This is a genomic window from Acinetobacter colistiniresistens (assembly GCF_024582815.1).
Classification (GTDB): domain Bacteria; phylum Pseudomonadota; class Gammaproteobacteria; order Pseudomonadales; family Moraxellaceae; genus Acinetobacter.
On record NZ_CP102099.1, the window covers coordinates 2,288,763 to 2,310,025 of the forward strand.

Annotated in this window: 16 protein-coding genes and 2 pseudogenes; 12 read left to right on the forward strand and 6 right to left on the reverse strand. The window is 40.8% G+C overall.

Annotation, left to right across the window (positions count from 1 at the left end):
- The first annotated feature begins 15 nt into the window (after nt 1–15).
- The 7 genes and pseudogenes from NQU59_RS10905 to ahpF all read left to right on the forward strand — a co-directional run bounded on the left by NQU59_RS10905 (nt 16) and on the right by ahpF (nt 7,518).
- Nucleotides 16–1,222, forward strand: a pseudogene (locus NQU59_RS10905) (IS256-like element ISAba26 family transposase).
- A 44-nt stretch (nt 1,223–1,266) separates the two neighbouring features.
- Complete coding sequence (locus tag NQU59_RS10910; RefSeq protein WP_257063420.1) at nt 1,267–1,617, forward strand: PaaI family thioesterase; 351 nt, start codon at nt 1,267–1,269, stop codon at nt 1,615–1,617.
- A 169-nt stretch (nt 1,618–1,786) separates the two neighbouring features.
- Nucleotides 1,787–2,779, forward strand: a complete 993-nt coding sequence (locus tag NQU59_RS10915) for a putative solute-binding protein (protein WP_257063421.1) — start codon at nt 1,787–1,789, stop codon at nt 2,777–2,779.
- Nucleotides 2,780–2,957: 178 nt separating this feature from the next.
- Nucleotides 2,958–3,734 carry a hypothetical protein gene (locus tag NQU59_RS10920; protein ID WP_005240932.1) on the forward strand — a complete coding sequence of 259 codons (777 nt, stop codon included), beginning with the start codon at nt 2,958–2,960 and terminating at the stop codon, nt 3,732–3,734.
- Between the two features lie 12 nt (nt 3,735–3,746).
- The gene (locus NQU59_RS10925; protein ID WP_010589946.1) at nt 3,747–4,877 is read left to right on the forward strand and encodes a toxic anion resistance protein; all 1,131 of its coding nucleotides are present in this window, start codon (nt 3,747–3,749) and stop codon (nt 4,875–4,877) included.
- Between the two features lie 30 nt (nt 4,878–4,907).
- Nucleotides 4,908–5,825: a hypothetical protein gene (locus NQU59_RS10930; RefSeq protein ID WP_257063425.1), complete on the forward strand. Its 918-nt coding sequence runs from the start codon at nt 4,908–4,910 to the stop codon at nt 5,823–5,825.
- 127 nt (nt 5,826–5,952) lie between these two features.
- Nucleotides 5,953–7,518, forward strand: a complete 1,566-nt coding sequence (gene ahpF / locus NQU59_RS10935) for an alkyl hydroperoxide reductase subunit F (RefSeq protein WP_005240935.1) — start codon at nt 5,953–5,955, stop codon at nt 7,516–7,518.
- Between the two features lie 47 nt (nt 7,519–7,565).
- Here the strand turns inward: ahpF and NQU59_RS10940 are convergent, their stop codons facing one another.
- From NQU59_RS10940 to dnaE, 5 genes are all read right to left on the reverse strand, one after another.
- Nucleotides 7,566–9,596, reverse strand: a complete 2,031-nt coding sequence (locus tag NQU59_RS10940) for an esterase/lipase family protein (RefSeq protein WP_043974090.1) — start codon at nt 9,594–9,596, stop codon at nt 7,566–7,568.
- Between the two features lie 124 nt (nt 9,597–9,720).
- Nucleotides 9,721–10,620, reverse strand: a complete 900-nt coding sequence (locus NQU59_RS10945) for an ABUW_2363 family tetratricopeptide repeat lipoprotein (RefSeq protein WP_005240938.1) — start codon at nt 10,618–10,620, stop codon at nt 9,721–9,723.
- A gap of 114 nt (nt 10,621–10,734) precedes the next feature.
- The gene (gene cysE / locus NQU59_RS10950; protein WP_043974093.1) at nt 10,735–11,547 is read right to left on the reverse strand and encodes a serine O-acetyltransferase; all 813 of its coding nucleotides are present in this window, start codon (nt 11,545–11,547) and stop codon (nt 10,735–10,737) included.
- On the reverse strand, nt 11,540–12,379 hold the full coding sequence (locus NQU59_RS10955; protein ID WP_043974096.1) for an RNA methyltransferase: 840 nt from the start codon (nt 12,377–12,379) through the stop codon (nt 11,540–11,542). The genes cysE and NQU59_RS10955 overlap by 8 nt, the downstream gene beginning before the upstream one ends.
- A gap of 13 nt (nt 12,380–12,392) precedes the next feature.
- Nucleotides 12,393–15,956 (reverse strand): DNA polymerase III subunit alpha, encoded by a 3,564-nt coding sequence (gene dnaE / locus NQU59_RS10960; RefSeq protein WP_257063427.1) that lies wholly within the window; start codon nt 15,954–15,956, stop codon nt 12,393–12,395.
- A gap of 216 nt (nt 15,957–16,172) precedes the next feature.
- On the opposite strand from dnaE, the gene NQU59_RS10965 reads away from it, so the two are divergent.
- Nucleotides 16,173–17,069 carry a tetratricopeptide repeat protein gene (locus NQU59_RS10965; protein WP_005240945.1) on the forward strand — a complete coding sequence of 299 codons (897 nt, stop codon included), beginning with the start codon at nt 16,173–16,175 and terminating at the stop codon, nt 17,067–17,069.
- A 35-nt stretch (nt 17,070–17,104) separates the two neighbouring features.
- Here the strand turns inward: NQU59_RS10965 and NQU59_RS10970 are convergent, their stop codons facing one another.
- Entirely contained in the window at nt 17,105–18,535 is a 1,431-nt protein-coding gene (locus tag NQU59_RS10970; RefSeq protein WP_005240946.1) for a pyridoxal phosphate-dependent aminotransferase, read from the reverse strand.
- A 241-nt stretch (nt 18,536–18,776) separates the two neighbouring features.
- Here NQU59_RS10970 and msrB point away from each other — a divergent pair, with 241 nt between their 5' ends.
- The 4 genes and pseudogenes from msrB to NQU59_RS10990 all read left to right on the forward strand — a co-directional run bounded on the left by msrB (nt 18,777) and on the right by NQU59_RS10990 (nt 21,254).
- Complete coding sequence (gene msrB, locus NQU59_RS10975; RefSeq protein WP_005240948.1) at nt 18,777–19,196, forward strand: peptide-methionine (R)-S-oxide reductase MsrB; 420 nt, start codon at nt 18,777–18,779, stop codon at nt 19,194–19,196.
- Nucleotides 19,193–19,678 (forward strand): glutathione peroxidase, encoded by a 486-nt coding sequence (locus tag NQU59_RS10980; protein ID WP_005240950.1) that lies wholly within the window; start codon nt 19,193–19,195, stop codon nt 19,676–19,678. The genes msrB and NQU59_RS10980 overlap by 4 nt, the downstream gene beginning before the upstream one ends.
- A gap of 69 nt (nt 19,679–19,747) precedes the next feature.
- Nucleotides 19,748–20,552 (forward strand): annotated as a pseudogene (locus NQU59_RS10985) (AraC family transcriptional regulator).
- Between the two features lie 72 nt (nt 20,553–20,624).
- Entirely contained in the window at nt 20,625–21,254 is a 630-nt protein-coding gene (locus NQU59_RS10990; RefSeq protein WP_257063429.1) for a LysE family translocator, read from the forward strand.
- Nucleotides 21,255–21,263: the final 9 nt, after the last annotated feature.

Here is a 21,263-nt window from a genome sequence, read left to right on the forward strand (position 1 = left end):
CAAAAGGTACTTCACATGGATGAAGCAACAATCAAAAGTATGGCTGCCGAATTGGCTAAAGGTCTAAAAACACCAGAAGACTTAAACCAAATGACAGCAGTCTTTAAAAAATTCATGATTGAAACTGCACTCAATACTGAACTTTCAGACCATCTCGGTTATGAAAAGCATCAGTCCAGGAAAGGCTCAAATAGCCGTAATGGGTTTAGTTCTAAAACCATTACAACTCAAGATGGACAACTGGCTTTAGATATTCCCCGTGATCGAGAAGGTTCATTTGAGCCACAAATTATCAAAAGCACCAAACACGCATCACCAGTATGGATGACCAAATCCTCTCACTGTATGCAAAAGGAATGACTAATAGGAAATTGTAGCCTTCTTCAAAGAAATGTACGATGCCGATGTCTCAGCATCTCTCATCAGCAAAGTTACCGATGCTGTGATTGAGCAAGTGACTGAGTGGCAAAATAGAGCCTTAGATAGCCTTTATCCTGTTGTCTATCTTGACTGTATTGTTGTCAAAGTCCGTCAGCACTCCAATGTGATTAACAAGTCCGTATACCTTGCTTTAGGCATCAATATGGATGGACAAAAAGAATTACTGGGTATGTGGATTGCTCAGACAGAAGGTGCCAAATTCTGGCTGTCAGTCATGACAGAGCTAAAAAATCGAGGAGTACAGGATATTCTTGTTGCCTGTGTAGATGGATTAAAAGGCTTTCCTGACGCGATAGCCTCCGTTTACCCTCATACTGATATTCAACTGTGTATCGTGCATGTTGTACGCAATAGCCTGAGATTTGTAAGCTGGAAAGACTACAAGGCTGTTACCTCGGGTCTGAAAGCGATTTATCAGGCAAGTACAGAGGAAAATGCTTTAAAGTCCCTAGACATCTTCTGTGATCAATGGAATCACCAGTATCCCAAAATTGGAGAATCCTGGCGGGCCAATTGGGAAAATATCCGAACGATCTTTAGCTATCCAGCCGAAATACGTCATGCAATTTATACAACAAATGCGATTGAGTCGTTGAATAGCGTAATACGCCATTCAACGAAGAAGAGGAAAATCTTTTCATCTGATGACTCAGTAAAGAAGGTCATTTACTTAGCAACATCAAATGCTGCGAAGAAATGGACGATGCCAATTCAAAATTGGCGTTTAGCAATGAATTGGTTTACGATTCAGTTCGATGATCGATTAAAAGATCATTTATAAAAAATGGAACTTACACAAAATAATTTACAGGCTCGAAAAAAAGTGTGATTGAAGAAATTACACCGAAAGGTGCGCAACTCCTTTATCGTGTCGATACAGGGGATTTACGGCCTGGTCAAACGGTTTCAGGTCCGACGCTCATGTTAGTTGCCGACTATGTACTCTATATTGCAATTATGGGGCACTTAGGTCTGGTCGCGATGGCAGTCACCACCAATATGACCATTAACTTCTTCCGGAAGCCCAATGGCAACCGTGATATTCGGGCGGTATGTAAATTAATCAAAGTGGGGAAAACTTTGGTAACGGGTGAGGTCTGGTTATATTCGCTTGATGACGATGAACCTGTCGCACATGTGATCGGGACTTATGCGTTACCGTCAAGTCAAGCTTAGAAATTAAGCTATTCATTAACAAAAATTTTTATTAAAACCCGAAAGCACCCGATTACTGAGGAATTGACTGCAAATCTGTTAAAAATGGAAAACATGTCATAGGATAATAGAAATAAATCAGGTGTGATGGAGGAGGATAGAGACAATAAATCTTATCGGGAAGAAAAAAATGATAATTAGAAATAGTTTAATCGGTTTAACACTACTTGGATGTGCAATAACAACTCAAGCTAAGCAGACGGTTTGTGTTTTTGATCCAGTTGGTAAGTCGGGTGATGCATTCGCATTGGCAAAGGATTATGCGCTCGAAGCTAAAAAGTGGGGTGCTGACATTGATTTAAGAGCTTATGTGGATGAACGCGTCGCTGCCGAGGATTTAAAAGTTGGGCAATGTGATGGTGCGATCATCAGCGGTTTACGTGGGCGTCAGTTCAACAAATATATTGGCTCTTTAGATGCGATTGGTGCATTGACCGATTTAAAAACCGCCATTCTTGCCTATCAGTTACTGTCTAAGCCCCAAGCTGCAAAAAGTATGATTAATGGGCCTTATGAAATTGCAGGTTTAGGAACGATTGGCCCTGCATATTTGTTTGTAGTAGATCGAAGTATTAATACACTGGCAAAGGCGGCAGGTAAAAAAGTAGGGGTCTTTGCTTATGATGAAGCACAACCTAAGCTTGTTGCGCAAGTGGGTGCCCAGGCGGTCTCCGTCGATGTGACCAATGCTGGAGCAAAGTTTAATAATCATCAAATTGATATCGTGCCTGCACCAATCGTCGCCTACAAACCATTTGAATTGTATAAGGGGTTGGGAGATAAAGGCGGAATTGTAAAATTTCCACTGACACAAATCTCGGCAAACTTTATTATTCGAAAAGATAAATTTCCCGAAGGATTCGGGCAGAAATCACGTGAATGGGTGGCAGGGCAATTGGGACGTACCTTTAATATTATTGCCAAATATGAAAAGGAAATTCCTGCAAAATACTGGATGAATATTTCAGCAGAAGAACAGGTGAACTATATGAAAATGATGCGAGAAGCTCGTATCGCTTTAACCAAAGCTGGAATTTATGATCCCAAGATGATGAACTTCTTGAAAAAGGTGCGTTGTAAACAGAGTCCTAATAATTTTGAATGTGCACTCAATGATGAATAAACATGACTTAATCGGCTGAATGAACCCTCTCTTTATTCATTGTAATTCAGAGGGTTTTTCATGAATAGCAGGGCAAGCGTTTTTAAAAAACATAACAACATTTAAGTATGCGAAATAGCGAGAACATGCTACAACTAAGCATGTTCAAATTTATTTGTTGTTACGATTTTCAACTGATATGACGCTACCGCTCGACCTAATACCTTTATCGCAAATTGAGTCTAATCAAGAGCATATTTTAGCGATTAAGCGTAATGACCTGTTGCCTTTGCTCAATGATCCTCATCGTCTCAATTATTATGCAGATCACTTAGTGCAGGCGCAAAGTGTCTTATTAAATGGCGTAGACCCTAGACTGAATCAACAATTAAGTGAAGTGATTGCTCAAATCATTCAGCAATTGTCATCATCTAAAAAATATTTGGCTACACGCCGTTTTAATGCGCTGCAAAAATGGTTAGGTATTGATATTGAGTATGATGCAGGGCAGGTCAAGTATGTCAAAGATCTGGATCGTTTAATCAATGAGGCGAACCATTTAAGCCAGAGATTGCAGATCGAGATTCAAAAGTCACAATCGCGTTTACAGCAAGCCCTAGGGTTAAGAGAACAAATGGCTGCCTATATACAGGCTGCTGATGAGTTCCTAAAAGAATATCCTCAATTTACGAAACAGCAAATACTAGACCATTTTGTTGAACGGCTCTCTAAAAAGATCAATACGTTGCAGACATTGCAAACAAGCAATGATATTGCGATGAAACAAATGCAATTATCCCAGCACTTATCTTTTAGTCTTCTGGATCGTTTCAAAGAGGCGCAGCAAGTCTTGATTCCTGCATGGCGCTACCATTTAGAACAAAGCCGAGCGTCTCATTCAACAGCGACACTGGATCAGCTAGATCAGAGCCGAGAAGATTTAATTCAAAATTTGAAAAAATCATTACAGAAATAAGAGGGAAATATGATGTCAGATTCAGAACTTAGCAAGGTATCTCATGAGCCTGAAATTCAGACAGCGCAACGTTTTGAGCAGTTGAACCTTAAAGATTTAGGCTTACAGCCACAAGATTTTGCTGAAGTGATGGATGCGCACAAAGAGCTGGCAGATATCAGCACCACTGTAGTGGCAGAATATGGCAAAAATATTGCCAATAAAACATCCACTTATACCGATGAATTACTGAGTTTGGTTCAAAATAAGGACTTAGATGCTACAGGGCAAAAGTTGAATGAAGTGGTGCAGGTTGCACAACAACTCAATACCTCAAGTATTTTGAATAAGTCTAAAAATTCAGGCTTCTTTGGTGGCTTGCTGAGTAAATTTAAAGGCGCCAGACAGAGCTTTGATCAGCACTTTAATACGACTAAAGAGCAAATCGATGTGCTGGTCAAAGAAATTGAAAGTTCACAGACTGGTTTAAAAGCACGTGTTGGAACATTAGATAAAATGTTCGATGCAGTACAGGATGAATATAAGCAACTGGGTGTTTATATCGCTGCAGGACAATTGAAACAGCAAGATATTCAGCAGCAGATTTCGGCACTCACCACGCAAGAGCAAGATCAGCAAATCACTCAGCAGATCTATGATCTTAATCACTTGGCCAATAACCTTGAAAAAAGAGTCAGTGATTTGCAGGTTTTACAACAATCTGCGATGCAGACCTTGCCGATGATTCGGATTATTCAGTCGAATAACTTGATGTTGGTGGATAAGTTCTATGCCATTAAAAATATTACGTTACCGGCATGGAAAAACCAGATTAGTCTGGCGATTTCATTACAAGAGCAAAAGAACAGCGTGCAGTTAGCAAAAGCGATTGATGACACCACCAATGAATTATTGCGTCGTAATGCGGAGTTATTGCATCAAAACTCCGTGGATACTGCTAAGGCCAATCAGCGTTCAGTGATTGATGTGGAAACGCTTGAACATGTACAAAACACCCTCATTAAAACGGTAAATGATGTGATTCAAATTCAGAAAGAGGGCATGCAAAAACGTGCCGAAGCGACCACTCGTTTACGAGCATTGCAGGAGAGTTTAAATCATTTGGTTCTGGAGAATAGTGGACAGAATCCATCTAAATCTTGAGATGTGTTTTAGTTATTAAAGGAAAGATCATTGTCGCCTATAGAAGATTTTAGCGTACAGCCGATAGACCAACGTTTGGATGTTCTGAAAAAGCGTCAGCGACATTTAATGCTCTGGTTTATTTTGACCAGTATGTTAGTGGTAGTGAGTATTGCATCGCTATTTTTGCAAAAAGAATTCATCTATCGGCTCTTTGATCTTTCGACACATGTTCAGACCTTGGATTTGCCTTATCATGTTCAAGAATTTATCCCATTTAAACAACCTGTCGATTATTTATTTAATTTGTTGTCCTGGTTTGGTTGGCTGTTTCTGAAAATATTTATTTCATTCATTGGTGCATTTTTACTGGTCAGTTGGGTGAAGAAATTTAAGTTTTTTCAACAGCGTTTTCAGGCGTGGTCGCAACGAATCTTGGCTTGGGTCATTGCATTTATTTTGCTTTGGTCAGGCCTGAGCTATATCCAATATGACTGGAAAGATGAAACCAAACAGGCTTATCAACAATGGATGAGTTATCAAAATAATATTGTTGAGAGCCAAATTGCTCAAGACTTACAGCAAGCTGACATTGAGCCGACTGAAAAAGCTTATGTTTTAGCGCAGGTTGCAATGTTACATCAGCCTATTGATCGCAAGACTGCAAATAGTTATGTGAATCAATTGATCGAAGCTGAAAAGCGTAATCCAGTTCAGTTTAAAGCCTATGATTTTAAGCCTGAACAGTTGTGGGTGATGCAGCAGCAGCTCTATGGTAAAAGCATTACGGCAATCACCCAGCCTTTAGATCTCCGCGCGCAACAAGCAGAGCGGATCTCTCAGATTGTAAATATAATCTTGTGCGGATTGCTTATATTGGCGATTGCTTTAAGCACGGCCTTATATGCACTTGCCAATAATTTGAAAAAGCGTCGTGCTCGGATTAGTCAAAAGCTCGATGTCTTATAAATCTTGGTTCGGTTTATCCGATCAAATCCATAAAAACATACTGTTTTACCTATTTAGTACTTTTGCGTACTATAGCCTTATTGAATGAATTTAGCTGATTTGAAAGTCTTAGCGTTTGGAGAAATATATGTTAGATCAAAATATTAAAACTCAATTAAAAGCTTACTTAGAACGTTTAGAAAGTCCAATCGAGTTGGTTGCTGCTTTAGATGACTCAGACAAAGCAGACAAAATCAAAGAACTCGTGACTGAAATTGCTGAGCTTTCTGACCAAGTTACGGCGCGTTTTGACGGTTCAAACGCTCGCCGTCCTAGTTTCGGTGTGGCCAAAGCAGGCGAACAACCTCGTGTGTTCTTTGCTGGCTTACCGATGGGACATGAGTTTACTTCTTTGATCTTGGCATTGTTACAAGTGTCGGGTTATGCCCCTAAGGTCTCTGATGAAGTACTGACTCAGATCAAAGGTTTAAATTTAACTGCAAACTTCGATGTATTCGTATCGTTAAGCTGTCACAACTGTCCAGATGTAGTGCAAGCTTTAAACTTGATTGCTATCAATAATCCAAATACCACGGCGACCATGATTGATGGTGCCTTCTTCCAAGACGAAGTTGAAGAACGCAAAATCTTGGCTGTACCCATGGTATTCCAAGACAATCAGCATATTGGCCAAGGCCGTATGACACTGGAAGAAATCGTAGCCAAACTGGATAGCAATTCAGCTGAGAAAGATGCAGCCGCAATCAATGCCAAAGATGCATTTGATGTGTTGGTGATTGGTGGTGGTCCTGCGGGTGGTACAGCGGCAATCTATGCAGCACGTAAAGGCATTAAAACCGGTATCGTGGCTGAACGCTTTGGTGGTCAGGTCATGGATACCATGGACATTGAGAACTTCACTACGGTTCAAAAAACGGTAGGTCCACAGTTTGCCCAAGATATGGAAGCCCATGTGCGTGAGTACGGTGTAGACATCATGAACCTGCAACGTGTCAGCAAGATCACGGGGGCAGATCAAACGGCCAATGGTCTGGTTGAAGTGGAACTGGAAAATGGTGCCAAACTTGAATCGAAAACCATCATTCTTTCAACGGGTGCACGTTGGAGAGAGATGAATGTCCCAGGTGAAGCAGAGTATCGGACGCGCGGTGTTGCGTACTGCCCACACTGTGATGGCCCATTATTCAAAGGTAAACGTGTTGCGGTGATTGGTGGCGGTAACTCTGGTGTAGAAGCAGCCATTGACCTTGCAGGCATTGTTGAGCATGTGACTTTGGTTGAGTTTGATACCAAACTTCGTGCTGACCAAGTATTGCAGGACAAATTAAACAGCTTGCCAAATACCACCGTGATCATGAATGCCTTGAGTACTGAAGTGGTAGGTGATGGTTCACAAGTCACGGCGCTGAAGTATAAAGACCGTGCCACTGATGTTGAGCATACTGTTGAACTTGCAGGGATCTTTGTACAAATTGGTTTATTGCCAAACACTGACTTCTTGAAGAACAGTGCAGTAGAGCTGAGTAATCGTGGCGAGATCGTGATTAATGAGCGCAACGAAACCAATGTCAAAGGGGTATTTGCCGCAGGTGACTGTACTACAGTGCCGTACAAGCAGATTATCATTGCGACCGGTGAAGGCGCGAAAGCATCATTATCTGCCTTTGACTATATGATCCGTTCTGGCGTGTAAACTACCCGATAAAAAAGCCCCAATTATTTGGGGCTTTTTTATCGCAATTAGTTTTTGGGCTTATATAAACCGTGATCTACTAAATGCTCACGTAAAATACGACGAAGTTCTAAAACAGCCTCTGGCGTTTCCTGAATGGAGTGGCCACCTGTAAAGATCTTTTCAGAAACTGCACCCTCTAAATGTGCGCTTTTATAAGGGACAATCCCATCGGTAATTACATTCGGATCATCACTTTTAGTAATGTTACCCATGATTGAATGAAAAACCAGACCATTTTCTGGCGGAATAGAGGCTGTTAATTCCATGAACTTGGATTTCTTGCTTAAATCGCTTGGCCCATTTTGAATAACATCATTGGTTAGGGTTTGGACAAAGTCTTTCAGATCCATATCATCACTGGTCAGCGTATCGGCCAATGTGGTCAGGAATGTGGCTGGAAGTTTGATAATTTTTCGTGCGGCCAGCGTAAACCAGCGATCCGCATAATCGGTGCCGCGATGTGGCGCAGCAAGGAAAATGGCACGATCAAAATTATGAATGGGCTCCATTTTGAGTCGTTCACCGATCACAGGATGTTTTCTTAAACGGGCTTGTTGGCGACTATTCATCATTGTCAAAGCCTGTTTTGAAATATCAGCATTGCTTACCAGAAGTCGGCTGATAATTCCCCCCATACTATGTCCGACCAAGACCGCATCCTGAGCAGCAGCATCTTTAGGATTGAGTGAAGCAAATGTTTGTTTTAACAAGGCATAAATTTGGAATCGACTTTCCAAGATTGGCATATTGGTTGAGTAGAAGACTTGCCATACTTGATAATGTTCACGTAGTACAGCATCACCCATAATATCATTGGTCACTGCAATCCACGCTTCTGGGCTGCTGGCAAGTCCATGCACCAATACAATGACCTTTTTATTTGGATTATATGGTTCGAGCATATATAAGTGCGGCATAGTGAGATGCTGATCACGGTCAATCAAGGTTAAATAAGCTGCTGCGCCTAAGTTGTTTTCAGCCAGCCATAAACCATAGGGAGCGGAGAAGTTTGCTGCAAGCGAATATTCTTTTCCTGCAATATTCACTTTTTCCACACTATATGGGTCGTAAACTTTCACTTCAAAGTTTGGATTATTTAAAACATCATTGATTGTGGCAGCCGCATTTTTCGGTTGCGCGATAATGGTAGCGGCTAAATAGCGTGCTTTGTGAATGTTTGGATTAATGCCATTAGGATAGCTATAGCTTAATGGATCCAGAATATATTTATTGTCGCCATGTGGCGCATCGGCAGAAGGGAAAACCGCGACAAAGTCTGAGCCGAAACCATCACGGCGATTGATGGCTCTTAAACCAGAAAAGTTCATGTTATAACTGGAGATAAATTTCTCAAGCTTCATGCTTTGCAGGCGTTGATAAGATTGAATATCAATCGTATAGGTGCTTTTACCAATCTGGATTGTTGGTGTAATAGTTTTAGATGGGTTTCTTAGGCTGTGAACATTTACCAGTTTAGTCAATGCCTGATTGTAGAAATCTCGAATTTGAACCTGACGGTTATCAAAAATACGCTCTTGTGGCTGTCGGGCAGTTTTGAATAAATATGCATAACTATAGCGGATGCTTTTATCTAAAGCTTCCAGCTCCTGATCCAGGCATTGCTCATAGTTTTGTTGAATGTCACTTTGTTCCTTGGCTTTTCCCTGTTTTTGCTTGTGTTTGGTGAGTTTACTTACCTTACATTCTGAAGAGTCAGACAGTGACATGGCTTTAGCAAGGTATAATTCACTGGCTGTCGATAAAAGCTGTTCGTCTTGGATTTGGGGAATTTTATGTAGATCTGCAATGCAATCATTTGGAGTCTGCATGCAAGTTTTGGCTTCTTTGCCAGACATGGACAAGACGTTTAAACTCGCTTCGCTGAGTTTTTTTTGTGTCAGTATGCTGTTACGTTCATTGGCAATCGTTACATTAACCGCTTGTTGCTTAAGGCTGACAACTTGGCAGCCACTCATTGTAAGAGCGCTCAATAAAGAGAGAAGAACTAAAGGTTTTTTTGAGTTAAATGCTTGCATAGATGTTTAGCAAGTTCGTTGGAAGATTCTAGCTATAATACGAAAAACGAATGTTTTTTCAATGATAGAGAAAAAAATAGACTGCACAAGGCAGTCTATTTTTTAGTGCAGAATTGAAACTAAGTTAGTTCAATACTTGCCATACATTCCAACGCTTTCCAGATTCCACCTCTTTGATCAAGCGATCTGTTACCTCGGCTTCATCTGGATAGCTTACTTTATAGTTTCTTAAGGTTTGCAACGCATTTTTCTTTTGCTCTAACCAAAGGTAGTTATTTGCAGCAGAAAGGTAGGCTTCTTGAACCCCCCCTTTCATCGCCTTATCTAAATAAGGAATTGCCTCGCGTTGACCACCACCTTCAGACAGACCAAAACCAAACCAGAAGTTGGTTTCAGCATCATTTGGATTGATCGCAAGAATACGTTGCGCATAGGTCAATGATTTGGTGGTGTATGCCGTTCCTAAATCCATATTACGTGCCATGACACTGGCTTTAAATGCACGTGTCAATATATCAAGTGAAGCATTTGGTTTTTCAGCAAGTGCATCAAGTTTTTGCGTAGTTTCTTTTAGCTTCGCTTCATAGCCTTTGCGTTCTTGACGGTCAGGAAAGCGTGGCGGGTAATGACGTGCTTTACCTTCAACCAGTTGCAAGAAGTCATCCACTTCAGTGATATCAATTTCATTGTCACCTGCAAGAACGGCATATTTCATGCTGCGCTGTTTACTATCAATAGTAGGAACAATCAGTTTGTTGATATCAAGTGTAGTTGACTTTGATGGATCGTTTTGTAATGACACAACCATTTTAGTCACAGGTTGAGCCGCAGCATCTTTAATGGCGACTTCAAAACTTGGTGGTGCATCATAATTGATTGGATTTAAAGCATAGAATGGAGGTGTTGGATCTGGCTCTTTGAATACAAACGGTTCAGATGCTTTATCTTTTTTTACTGGGGCGACGCCACAGGCTGTTAAAAAAGAGGTTGAAAGTACAAGTAGTGCCAAAGGCTTAAAATTCATGCTTTAACATCCATTAATTTTAGTTAAATGAGAAGTAGATCGTTGGTTTCAACAGTCTAGGAAAAGCAAAACCAACTTGCAATGAGAAGCTTGTTACATTTCTTATATATTCGCTTATGTTGCTGAAGTTTTGTTCTGTGCTTCACATTCACGTCTAACTTCTTCAATAATTTTGAGTTCTTCTTTACTTAATGGTTGAGTTTTTGAACTTTGCGGTGCGAAGCTTGGATCAAGTTCTGATAAACGCTGACAAAGTACATTCATGCGTTTTTCATTTTTTTGCATCCGGTCAAGCAGAACGCGGATTCCTTCCAAAATTGGGTCAGATTGCTCTTGTGTCGTGGCATAAGGTTGGAAACCAATGCTTTCAGCATAGTCACGACGACTTGCTTCATCTTGCTCAACTTGATTTTTGTCTTTAAAAATATAACGGGCAGGGTTACCAACCGCAGTCACACCTTCAGGAACTTCTTTGGTCACAACCGCATTAGAACCGACTTTAGCCCCTTTATGTACCGTAAATGGGCCCAGGATTTTTGCACCAGCACCAACGACCACACCATCTTCAAGTGTCGGATGACGTTTGCCTTTATTCCAAGTTGTGCCGCCTAAAGTTACCCCATGATAAAGTGTGACATCATTCCCAATTTCTGCGGTTTCACCAATCACAACCCCCATACCATGATCGATAAAGAAACGCTTACCAATTTTAGCGCCTGGATGAATCTCAATTCCTGTGGCAAAACGACTTAATGAAGAAAGTAGGCGTGCTGTGCCTTTATATTCTTTTTTCCAAAGCTCATGTGCCAGACGATGCATAATAAGTGCATGAATACCGGGATAGGTGGTCAAGACTTCTAATGTGTTTCTGGCTGCAGGGTCACGTGCAAATACAGCCTGAATATCTTCTTTAAGCTGTTTAATCATTGGCGTGATCCTCCGAGTTGGTTTTTTTCCATGAGCCGTTGGCTAAAGCCTGTACACGGCTGAAAATTCCGCGCAATAAATGATACTCCATACGATCTAATTGTATCCTTCCGAATAAACGACGCAAGCGTAATGGGAGTAAACGGGGATTATTGGGATCTAAAAACTCGATTTCGGTGAGCATTTTTTCTAAATGAGGATAAAACTCTTCCATTTGTTGCTGTGTCACCAAAGGTTCGTCCCACTCCATGCTTTGTTGTTGTTTCAACTGCATGTGACCGTCAGGAATAGCGGTTGCTTGTGTGTTTTGTTCAAGCGCGGCCATTCTTAATTCATAGCAAACCACTTGAATGGCTTGAGCAACATTCAACACACCATATTCAGGATTGACGGGAATGGTTAAATGATAATTGGCTAAAGCAAGCTCTTCATTGGTCAGACCGCGGTCTTCACGCCCAAATACAATTGCAATATTCTGCGCTTTATGTGCTGCTTGTAGAGCTTCTTGTGCTGCGGGACGAACATCGAGTAATGGCCATGGAATGGTACGACTACGGGCACTGGTTCCGAACACCAGATGACAATCTTGAATCGCTTGCTCTAAGGTCTCAACAATCTCAATTTGTTCAATTAAATCTTGCGCACCTGCTGCTAAAGCATCGATATCCGGATGTGGATAGGTTTTTGGTGCAACCAAAACCAGTTTAGATAATCCCATGGTTTTCATTGCACGTAAGGCACTACCAATATTGGCTGGCAGGGTGGTATTGACCATAACAATACGCACATGATCCAAATGTTTGGACACGTTATTTGAGTCAAACTGGTTCATATATCATCCAAAATTAAGAATATTGAGAGACTTCAGCTTGATAAAGATCAAGTGCTTCATCCATGGACATATTGTCCGGTGGTGGTGCGATCGTCGCGACTTTTGGCATTTCTGCGACTTTTGCTGCTTTGGATTTTACTTGGTATTCGATAAAAATCGCTTCTTTACCAAAATAATCACGTAATTTGCTTAGCAGTTCATCTAAAGGCGCGACTTTCCACTGTGGGCCGAGATGAAGCTCTGCTGTAGCAAAACTTTGCTCAAGCTGGATTTGTAGCGCAATATGTTGGCACATATCAACATTACAATAAGGCAGTAGAATTGCCTGTAAATCTTTGGCTAAAGATTTGGTCATTAAATCTTGAGAAAGGCGAACCTGAACGCTTTGAGCCCGTTTTTGACGAATTTCATTTAAACTAAAAGCTTTACTTAGGCGAGCCATTGGGCGGTCAAAACCTTCGCGCTCATAAATTTCACCTTCGATCACCACGACTTGCTCTAAGCGAACAATATCTTTATAACGCTGGAAGCGTTCATGATTACAACTGATTTCAACCCGGGCGGTACCATCATCTAGCGTGATCATGATACGGTTTGGGAAGTTGGCAATATCCACGACTAAACCGGCAAAAACGGTGGTGACGCCTCGGCGGGTTGGGGTAAGTTCATTTAATTTCGCAGGGATAAATGATTTTAACTCAGGACGATATACATCAATAGGATGACCTGTAAGATACAGGCCAAGGGTATCTTTTTCACCTTTGAGGCGAACTTCATCCGACCATGGTTTGACTGGTTTTGCTGGTTTACGTTGAACTTCTTCAACCTCGCCAAACAAATCCATAATTCCCGTTTCACGGTTACTGCGGGCTTGTTCGGCTGCTTGTACGGCTTCTGGTAATTGTGCCATTAAGCTCGAACGTTCAATACCGAGACAATCCAGCGCACCCGCACGGATCAGGGCTTCTAAAGTACGTTTATTGATTTTTTTCAAATCAATACGATGACAGAAGTCGAATAAATCCTTGTATGGGCCTTCATTAATGCGTGAGTCGATGACCGATTGCATCGCTTGCTCACCAACGCCTTTAATTGCACCTAGACCATACACAATGGTTGCTTCATCGCTGGCATGGAAATGGTACAAAGACATATTGACCGAAGGCGGTAGCACTTCCAGCTTGTTATTACGGCAGTCGTCAATCAGGAACACGATACTGTCAGTGTTCTGCATTTCCGAAGATAAAACGGCGGCCATGAATTCAGCAGGGTAATGTGCTTTTAACCATGCCGTATGGTAAGCAACCAAGGCATAGGCAGCAGCGTGTGATTTGTTAAAACCATAGCCTGCGAATTTTTCCATATAGTCGAAGATATGGTTGGCTGTGGCCTCATCAATATCTTTTTTCGCAGCACCTTCAATAAAGATTTGGCGCTGTTTGACCATTTCTTCAGGTTTCTTTTTACCCATGGCACGGCGAAGTAAGTCCGCACCACCGAGTGTATAACCCGCACAGAACTGGGCGGCCTGCATGACCTGTTCTTGGTAAACCATAATCCCGTAAGTCGGTTCTAATACACCTTCCAGCAATGGATGTAGATATTCAAACTCACCACCATGCATACGGTGAATAAAGTCAGGAATAAGATCCATTGGGCCCGGACGATACAAGGAAACGAAGGCAATAATTTCTTCGAATTTACTTGGTCTTGCTTCCTTGAGCATTTTTTTCATGCCGACGGATTCAAACTGGAATACAGCAGTGGTATTTGCTTCAGCAAAGACCAGATAAGCATCTCTATCGTCTAATGGGACATTGGCAATATTGAGCGGTGTTTCAGATTTGATTCTTTTATTAATATTCTGAACTGCATCTTCGATTACGGTCAGGTTACGCAGACCCAAGAAGTCAAATTTAACCAGACCGGCTGCTTCAACGTCATCTTTATCGTATTGCGCAACGCGGTTGGTACCATCAGCATCACATAATACTGCGGAGTAATCGGTAATTTTGCCTGGTGCAATTACCACACCACCTGCATGTTTACCTGTATTACGGGTAATACCTTCCAATTTGAGTGCCATTTCCCAGATTTCTGCGGCATCATCATTATCAGGGTTGGATGGGTTGGTGACGATATCTTTGAGTTGGGGTTCCATGTCAATTGCAGTTGCCAAATCCACGCCGAGTGGTTTGGTTGGAACCATTTTAGAAATACGATCAGCAAGACCATAGGATTTACCCAAGACACGGGCTACATCTCGAATTGCACCTTTCGCTGCCATCGTACCGAAGGTGGCAATCTGTGATACCGCTTGGCGCCCATAATTTTGTGCCACGTATTCAATCACGCGGTCACGACCTGCAATACAGAAGTCGACGTCAAAGTCGGGCATCGAGACACGTTCCGGGTTTAAGAAACGTTCAAAGAGCAGATCATAACGCAATGGGTCAAGATCGGTAATTTTTAAGCTATACGCAACCAGTGAACCCGCACCTGAACCACGACCAGGACCCACAGGCACGCCATTATTTTTGGCCCATTGAATGAAGTCCATAACGATCAGAAAGTAACCAGGGAATCCCATCTTGAGGATGATATCGACTTCGTATTTAATCCGTTCATCATAAGGTTTGCGAATTTCTGCCCAATCATCATCACGTTCAGCAATAGGGTAAAGATGATTTAAGCGTTCCTCTAGCCCTTCACGAGATAAATGTTCAAAATAGGTGTCGATGGTATAACCATCTGGAATTGGGAAATCAGGTAGGAAATAAGTCCCGAGCTTTAAGGCAACATTACAACGTTTTGCGATCTGGTAAGTGTTTTCGATGGCACTAGGAATATCTGAGAATAGCTCAGACATTTGTTCGCCCGTTTTAAAATATTGTTCAGTACTGTAGTTTTTTGGGCGTTTATCGTCCCCTAGAACATAGCCATCTGCGATACAAACACGGGCTTCATGTGCTTCAAAATCATCTTGTTCAACAAAGTGCACATCGTTATGAGCAACCACACCAATTTGATATTTGGCTGCGAGCTTTACCGCTTGCTGAATAAAATCTTCTTCACCGACACGTTCTGTACGGGTTAAAGCGAGATACACCCGATTGCCAAATTTTTCAATCCATGCTTCTAATAAAGGTTCTGCTTTTTGTGGGTTGGAAGAACAGAGCATTTTCCCAACATCACTATGTTGTCCAAGTAGGACAATCAGGTCATCGGATTGCTCAAGTATCCATTCTTTTTGTACACAAGGAATGCTGAGTTGTTGGCCTTCGATAAATCCTCGGGACACAATTTCAGTAAGATTAAGCCAGCCCGTACTGCTCATTGCGAGTAATGTTGCACGGTGTTCGGCATCATTGAGTCGAATGACACTGCCTAAAATAGGCTTGATGCCTTTTTTTAGACAAGCTTCATAAAATTTGACTGCTGCATGCAGGTTGGATAAGTCGGTAAGTGCCAGTGCTGGCATTTCATCTTTTACGGCAGCTTTGACCAAATCAGGTATGCGAACAATCGACTCTGTAATCGAAAATTCTGTATGGATACCGAGATGAACAAACCGCATAGAAGGACTATCCTTTTTCAAAACAAGGCATAGTTTAGCATGCAAAGTTAAAATGACATGCTTAATATTTTGGCAAACCGTGTCTCAGCTATGTTATTTTGATAAAAAATTCAAAATTAGTTTTTGATTTTCCTGAAAATATAAATATTGGTTTACATGAAGTGATTTGCCGTTAGAATGTAATTGCGTAAAAATGTAACAATGTGAGCAAAAATAATGAAATTAAAAAATATCGTATTTTCAATATTATTAACGAGCAGTCTATTCAGTTTGAGTCATGCAGATGATGTTGCATTTAGCCAAGAACTTGTACAGCGAGCAACAGCAGGTGACGCGCGCGCCCAAAATAATTTAGGTGATGCTTATTATTATGGAAATGAAGTAGATCAAGATTTCGGCAAAGCGCTTGAGTGGTTTAAAAAAGCAGCGGCTAAGGGCAATGTAGATGCGATTTTTTCAGTTGGTTATATGTATGACTACGGAGAGGGTGTAAAGGAAGATAATCTAACCGCTTTAAAGTGGTATACCCAGGCTGCACAAAAGGGTCAGCTATATGCACAATACTATCTCGGCTATTTATATCTCTATGGCGATGATCATGTAAATGTAAATACCAAAAAGGGCTTGGAGTGGATGACCAAGTCGGCTGATGCTGGTCTGGATATGGCTCAAGCGGAACTGGGGCATTTATATAATGATGGGACTGATGAAGTAGCACAAGACCTACAAAAAGCATTGCATTATTATCAATTGGCTGCGAAACAAGATGAATCTTCTGCAATTAACAATTTAGGTATTTTTTATTTAGAGGGAAAGGCGGGGTTAAAGCAGGATTATAAAGAAGCCTTGCGCTTATTTAGTTTGGCCTCAGGCGCAGGAAATGGTTTGGGTTCTTCAAACATTGCCTATATTTATGAAGAAGGTAAAGGGGTCACTAAGAATTATAAGAAAGCAGCAGAATTTTATGAACTGGCTGTGGCGCAAGGTGAAGATGAAGCCTTATTGGATTTATCTCGTATATATGAAAAAGGTGGGTTTGGTTTAAGCAAAAACTTAAAGAAATCGAAAGAATATGAAGCACAGTGGGATGCGACCCAAGATTCAGATTCTTAAATATAAAAAATCCCCCGATTCAGGGGGATTGTGCATTAACGCATTTTTGCTAAGAAGCGGCTTAAGCGATTAATGGCTTCACGAAGTTCATTTTCAGCAGGTAAGAACACAACACGAAAATGATCTGGTGTAGGCCAGTTAAACCCAGTTCCTTGTACTAGAAGTACTTTTTCTGCTTTTAAAAGATCCAGCATGAGTTTCTCATCATCTTCAATTGGATAAACTGCTGGATCAAGCTTAGGAAAGCAATACATTGCACCCTCAGGTTTTACGCAGCTTAGACCTGGGATTTCATTTAGCATTTCCCATGCAATATTACGTTGTTCGTATAAACGACCACCCGGGCGAATCAAGTCATTGATTGACTGGTAACCACCAAGTGCGGTTTGAATCGCATATTGTGCTTGATGATTGGCACATAAACGCATAGAAGCCAGCATGTCCAGACCTTCGATATAGTCTGCGGCACGTGCCTTATTACCCGTAATTGCCATCCAGCCTGCACGATAGCCTGCAATACGATAGGCTTTTGATAAACCGTTAAATGAAATACACAGTTGATCACCTGCTAAAGCTGCAACAGCAACGTGCTCAATGCCGTCATAAACGATTTTGTCATAGATTTCATCGGCAAATAAAATCAGGTCATGCTTTTTCGCCAGCGCCACAATTTGTTCTAATACATGGCGTGGGTAGACTGAACCAGTAGGATTGTTTGGGTTGATAATGACAATACCACGGGTATTTGGCGTGATTTTGCTTTCCATATCTGCAATATCTGGATACCAATAGTTTTCAGAATCACACTTATAGTGAACTGCGGTACCACCTGACAGATTTACAGCCGCTGTCCATAATGGATAGTCGGGCATAGGCACCAACATTTCATCGCCATCATCCAGTAAACCTTGCATCGCCATAACGATGAGTTCAGATACACCATTGCCAACATATACATCATTGACATGCATATCGAAAACACCTTTTTGCTGGTAATACTGGCAGATCGCTTTGCGTGCAGGGAAGATCCCTTTTGAGTCGGTATAACCAATCGCATTTGGAAGATTTAAAGCAACGTCGTTAATAATTTCTTGTGGTGCTTCAAAACCAAAAGGTGCTGGGTTACCGATATTGAGTTTGATAATCTTGTGTCCTTGCTCCTCCATTTCATTGGCGGCGCGTAATACTGGTCCACGAATGTCATAACAAACATGCTCAAGCTTAGATGATTTTTTAATTTCTCGGCTTGATTGGATAGACGGGGAAACAACAGTATTTTTAGACATAGCTGGATTCACTTTTGCATATCGGTATAAATAACTTTTAAAGGTTTCGACACTGACCAAATTTAGATCATGTTGATCTCTCAGTAATTCAACAATTTTTTCGTGGGTAAAACCTGATTGTTGATATTGTCTGATCGTTGGTAATAAGTTTTGGAAAACCACACTTTTTTTCTGAGACATGTTTTGTCCTGTATCACCGTGCGAAATTAGAATACCACCATATTTGCTTACATAAAATAGAGGAATGTTGAAAATTGCTTACTTTTATAAAAATAAAATGCTTACTTTTTGCTATTTTGTTTTTTAATGCTGAAAATTCATTAAATTGTACGAACTGAGACTAGAGTTTTTTTTGTGAATGGCGTAAATATAAAACCTGATCATCAAGATAGTTTTAACAACAGAATAAAAGGTGCAGGTTATGGGAAAAGTCAATAAAACAGACCGGGAATGGCAAAGAGAGTTATCACCTGAAGAATATCGCATTACTCGTCAAAAGGGCACAGAACCAGCATTTACAGGACAATATTGGAATAATAAACAGCATGGTACTTATGTCTGTCGTTGTTGTGGTGCAGAATTATTTTCTTCGGATACAAAATACGATAGTGGCTGTGGTTGGCCTAGCTTCTTTAAACCAATTGACAGCATTGCTATCGAAGAGCATGAAGATTTATCTCATGGTATGGTCAGAACAGAAATTGTCTGCCATGATTGCGATGCGCATTTAGGCCATGTATTTGAAGATGGTCCACAGCCGACAGGACTGCGTTACTGCGTAAATTCGGCATCATTACAACTTAAAACAGAAGAAAAGAACGACGAGGAAACTTATCCATGAGTAATATTTATCAGTTTGAAGCTGAATTGTTAGAGGGAGAAACAAAAGCGCTCGCTGATTATAAAGGCAAGGTCATGCTGATTGTAAATACTGCAAGCAAGTGTGCCTTTACCCCACAATTTGCAGGACTTGAGAAACTTTATGAAAAATACAAATCTCAAGGTTTAGAAGTTTTAGGCTTTCCATGCAATCAGTTTGGAGGGCAAGATCCGGGAACCAATAAAGAAATTGGCGCATATTGCCAGCGTAATTACGGAGTTAGTTTCCCCATGTTTGCCAAGGTTGATGTAAAAGGCCCTGAAGCACATGTGATTTTCCGTTTTTTAACCCGTGAAGCCAAAGGCCTTTTAGGTCGTAATATTAAATGGAATTTCACCAAGTTTTTGGTTGGACGTAATGGCGAGGTTTTAGAGCGTTATGCGCCGACTACAAAACCTGAAGCATTGGAAGCCGATATTGAAAAGGCGTTGGCGAAAAAGTAGATGAGTAGAGTTTTGGTTGAGGTTTGAATTATTTTGGACTCAACTGTCGAGTTTTGGAATCATCCTGACATGCCTTATGTTGAAACACGTAGGGCATGTCAAAGTCGAATCTGTTATAAATCGCATAGCCATCCGACATTTTCAATCGGGGCAGTTGATGCAGGGCAGAGTTATTTTTCAAGTTTTTTTAGTCCAGGATCGTTTGATTCAGCCAGGTAGTATTGTTGTTATTCCTGCTCATGTAGAACATTCCTGTAATCCTCTTCAGAATCAGGCATGGAGTTACCAGATGATGCATCTGGATGCAACATGGCTGGCTGTATTGATTGAGGAGCTGCAACACAATACGCTTCTAAAAATAGATGTTGATACATCATATTTTCCCCAATTAAAGCCAAATATCATCAATGACTTATATGTCTATCATGCATTCTCTGGTTTAAATGCGATCTTATTTAATCCGCAAATCTCACTCTTGGAAAAAGAGCATTATTTAATTCAGGTTTTAACTGATATTTTATTGCCAAACTTTAACTGGGAGAAAATCATCCCATCTCGTTACTTTCAGCAGTATTTACCTGATTTATTGCAGTGTCTTGAGGGCAATATTGATGGTTTGTCCTTGCAAAATCTAGCTGAAAAGATGCAGATCAGCCGTTATGCATTAATACGCTTATTTAAACATTATTTTGGTTTAACACCACATGCTTATCAATTGAATGCCAAGGTGAATCAGGCTCGGCAGCGCTTGAGAGAAAAGTGTGATTTAGCGCAGTTAGCGCATGAACTTGAATTTACGGATCAAAGCCATTTCCATCGTGTTTTTAAGCAACATACTGGCATAACCCCAAAGCAATATTATAAAAAATCTTAGTTCACGCAATTTCATACAAGAATTAAGCATGGCACTTTCTTAAGCTGACTCCCATTGATTTGGAGAGGATGTATGGAGCTTTTTCTGACGATTGCGATCACTCATTTTATCGCTTTGCTGACACCAGGGGCAGATTTCTTTTTAATTTTAAAAACAGTCATACAAAGCAGTAAAACTGTAGCGAGATATACCTGTGCAGGAATCGCATTTGGCAATGCGATTATTTTAATTGTGATTTATTACAGCCTATTCCTGATGGGACAGATTAATGCTGACTTATTAATCTTACTGAAATGGTTGGGTGTAATGTATTTTGCTTATCTGACCATTCAATGTTTTCGTTTGGCACACTCAGTAAAAATAGCCAACAATCATACCGAGTATCATATCAAAAAACATCGAAAAAATAGCGAGTTGAAGGCGCTTCTATCCGGCTTGCTCTCAAGCTTGTTAAACCCGAAAAATTTGATGTTCTATACGGTATTGGTAATCTTGATTTACCCTCAATTTAGTGTTGTTCAAAATGCTTTGGTCTGTTTTTGGATGGTCGGTTTGGTGTTGATCTGGAATCTCACTATTGTTCAATTGATCGGTTCAAGTATTTACCTGTCAGGGTTAAATCGGCATCTGCATCATTTATATTATTTAGCAGGTTTCGCTTTTCTGCTATTTATGTTAGCGCTGATATTGTATTCAAGATAAAAAAGGCGG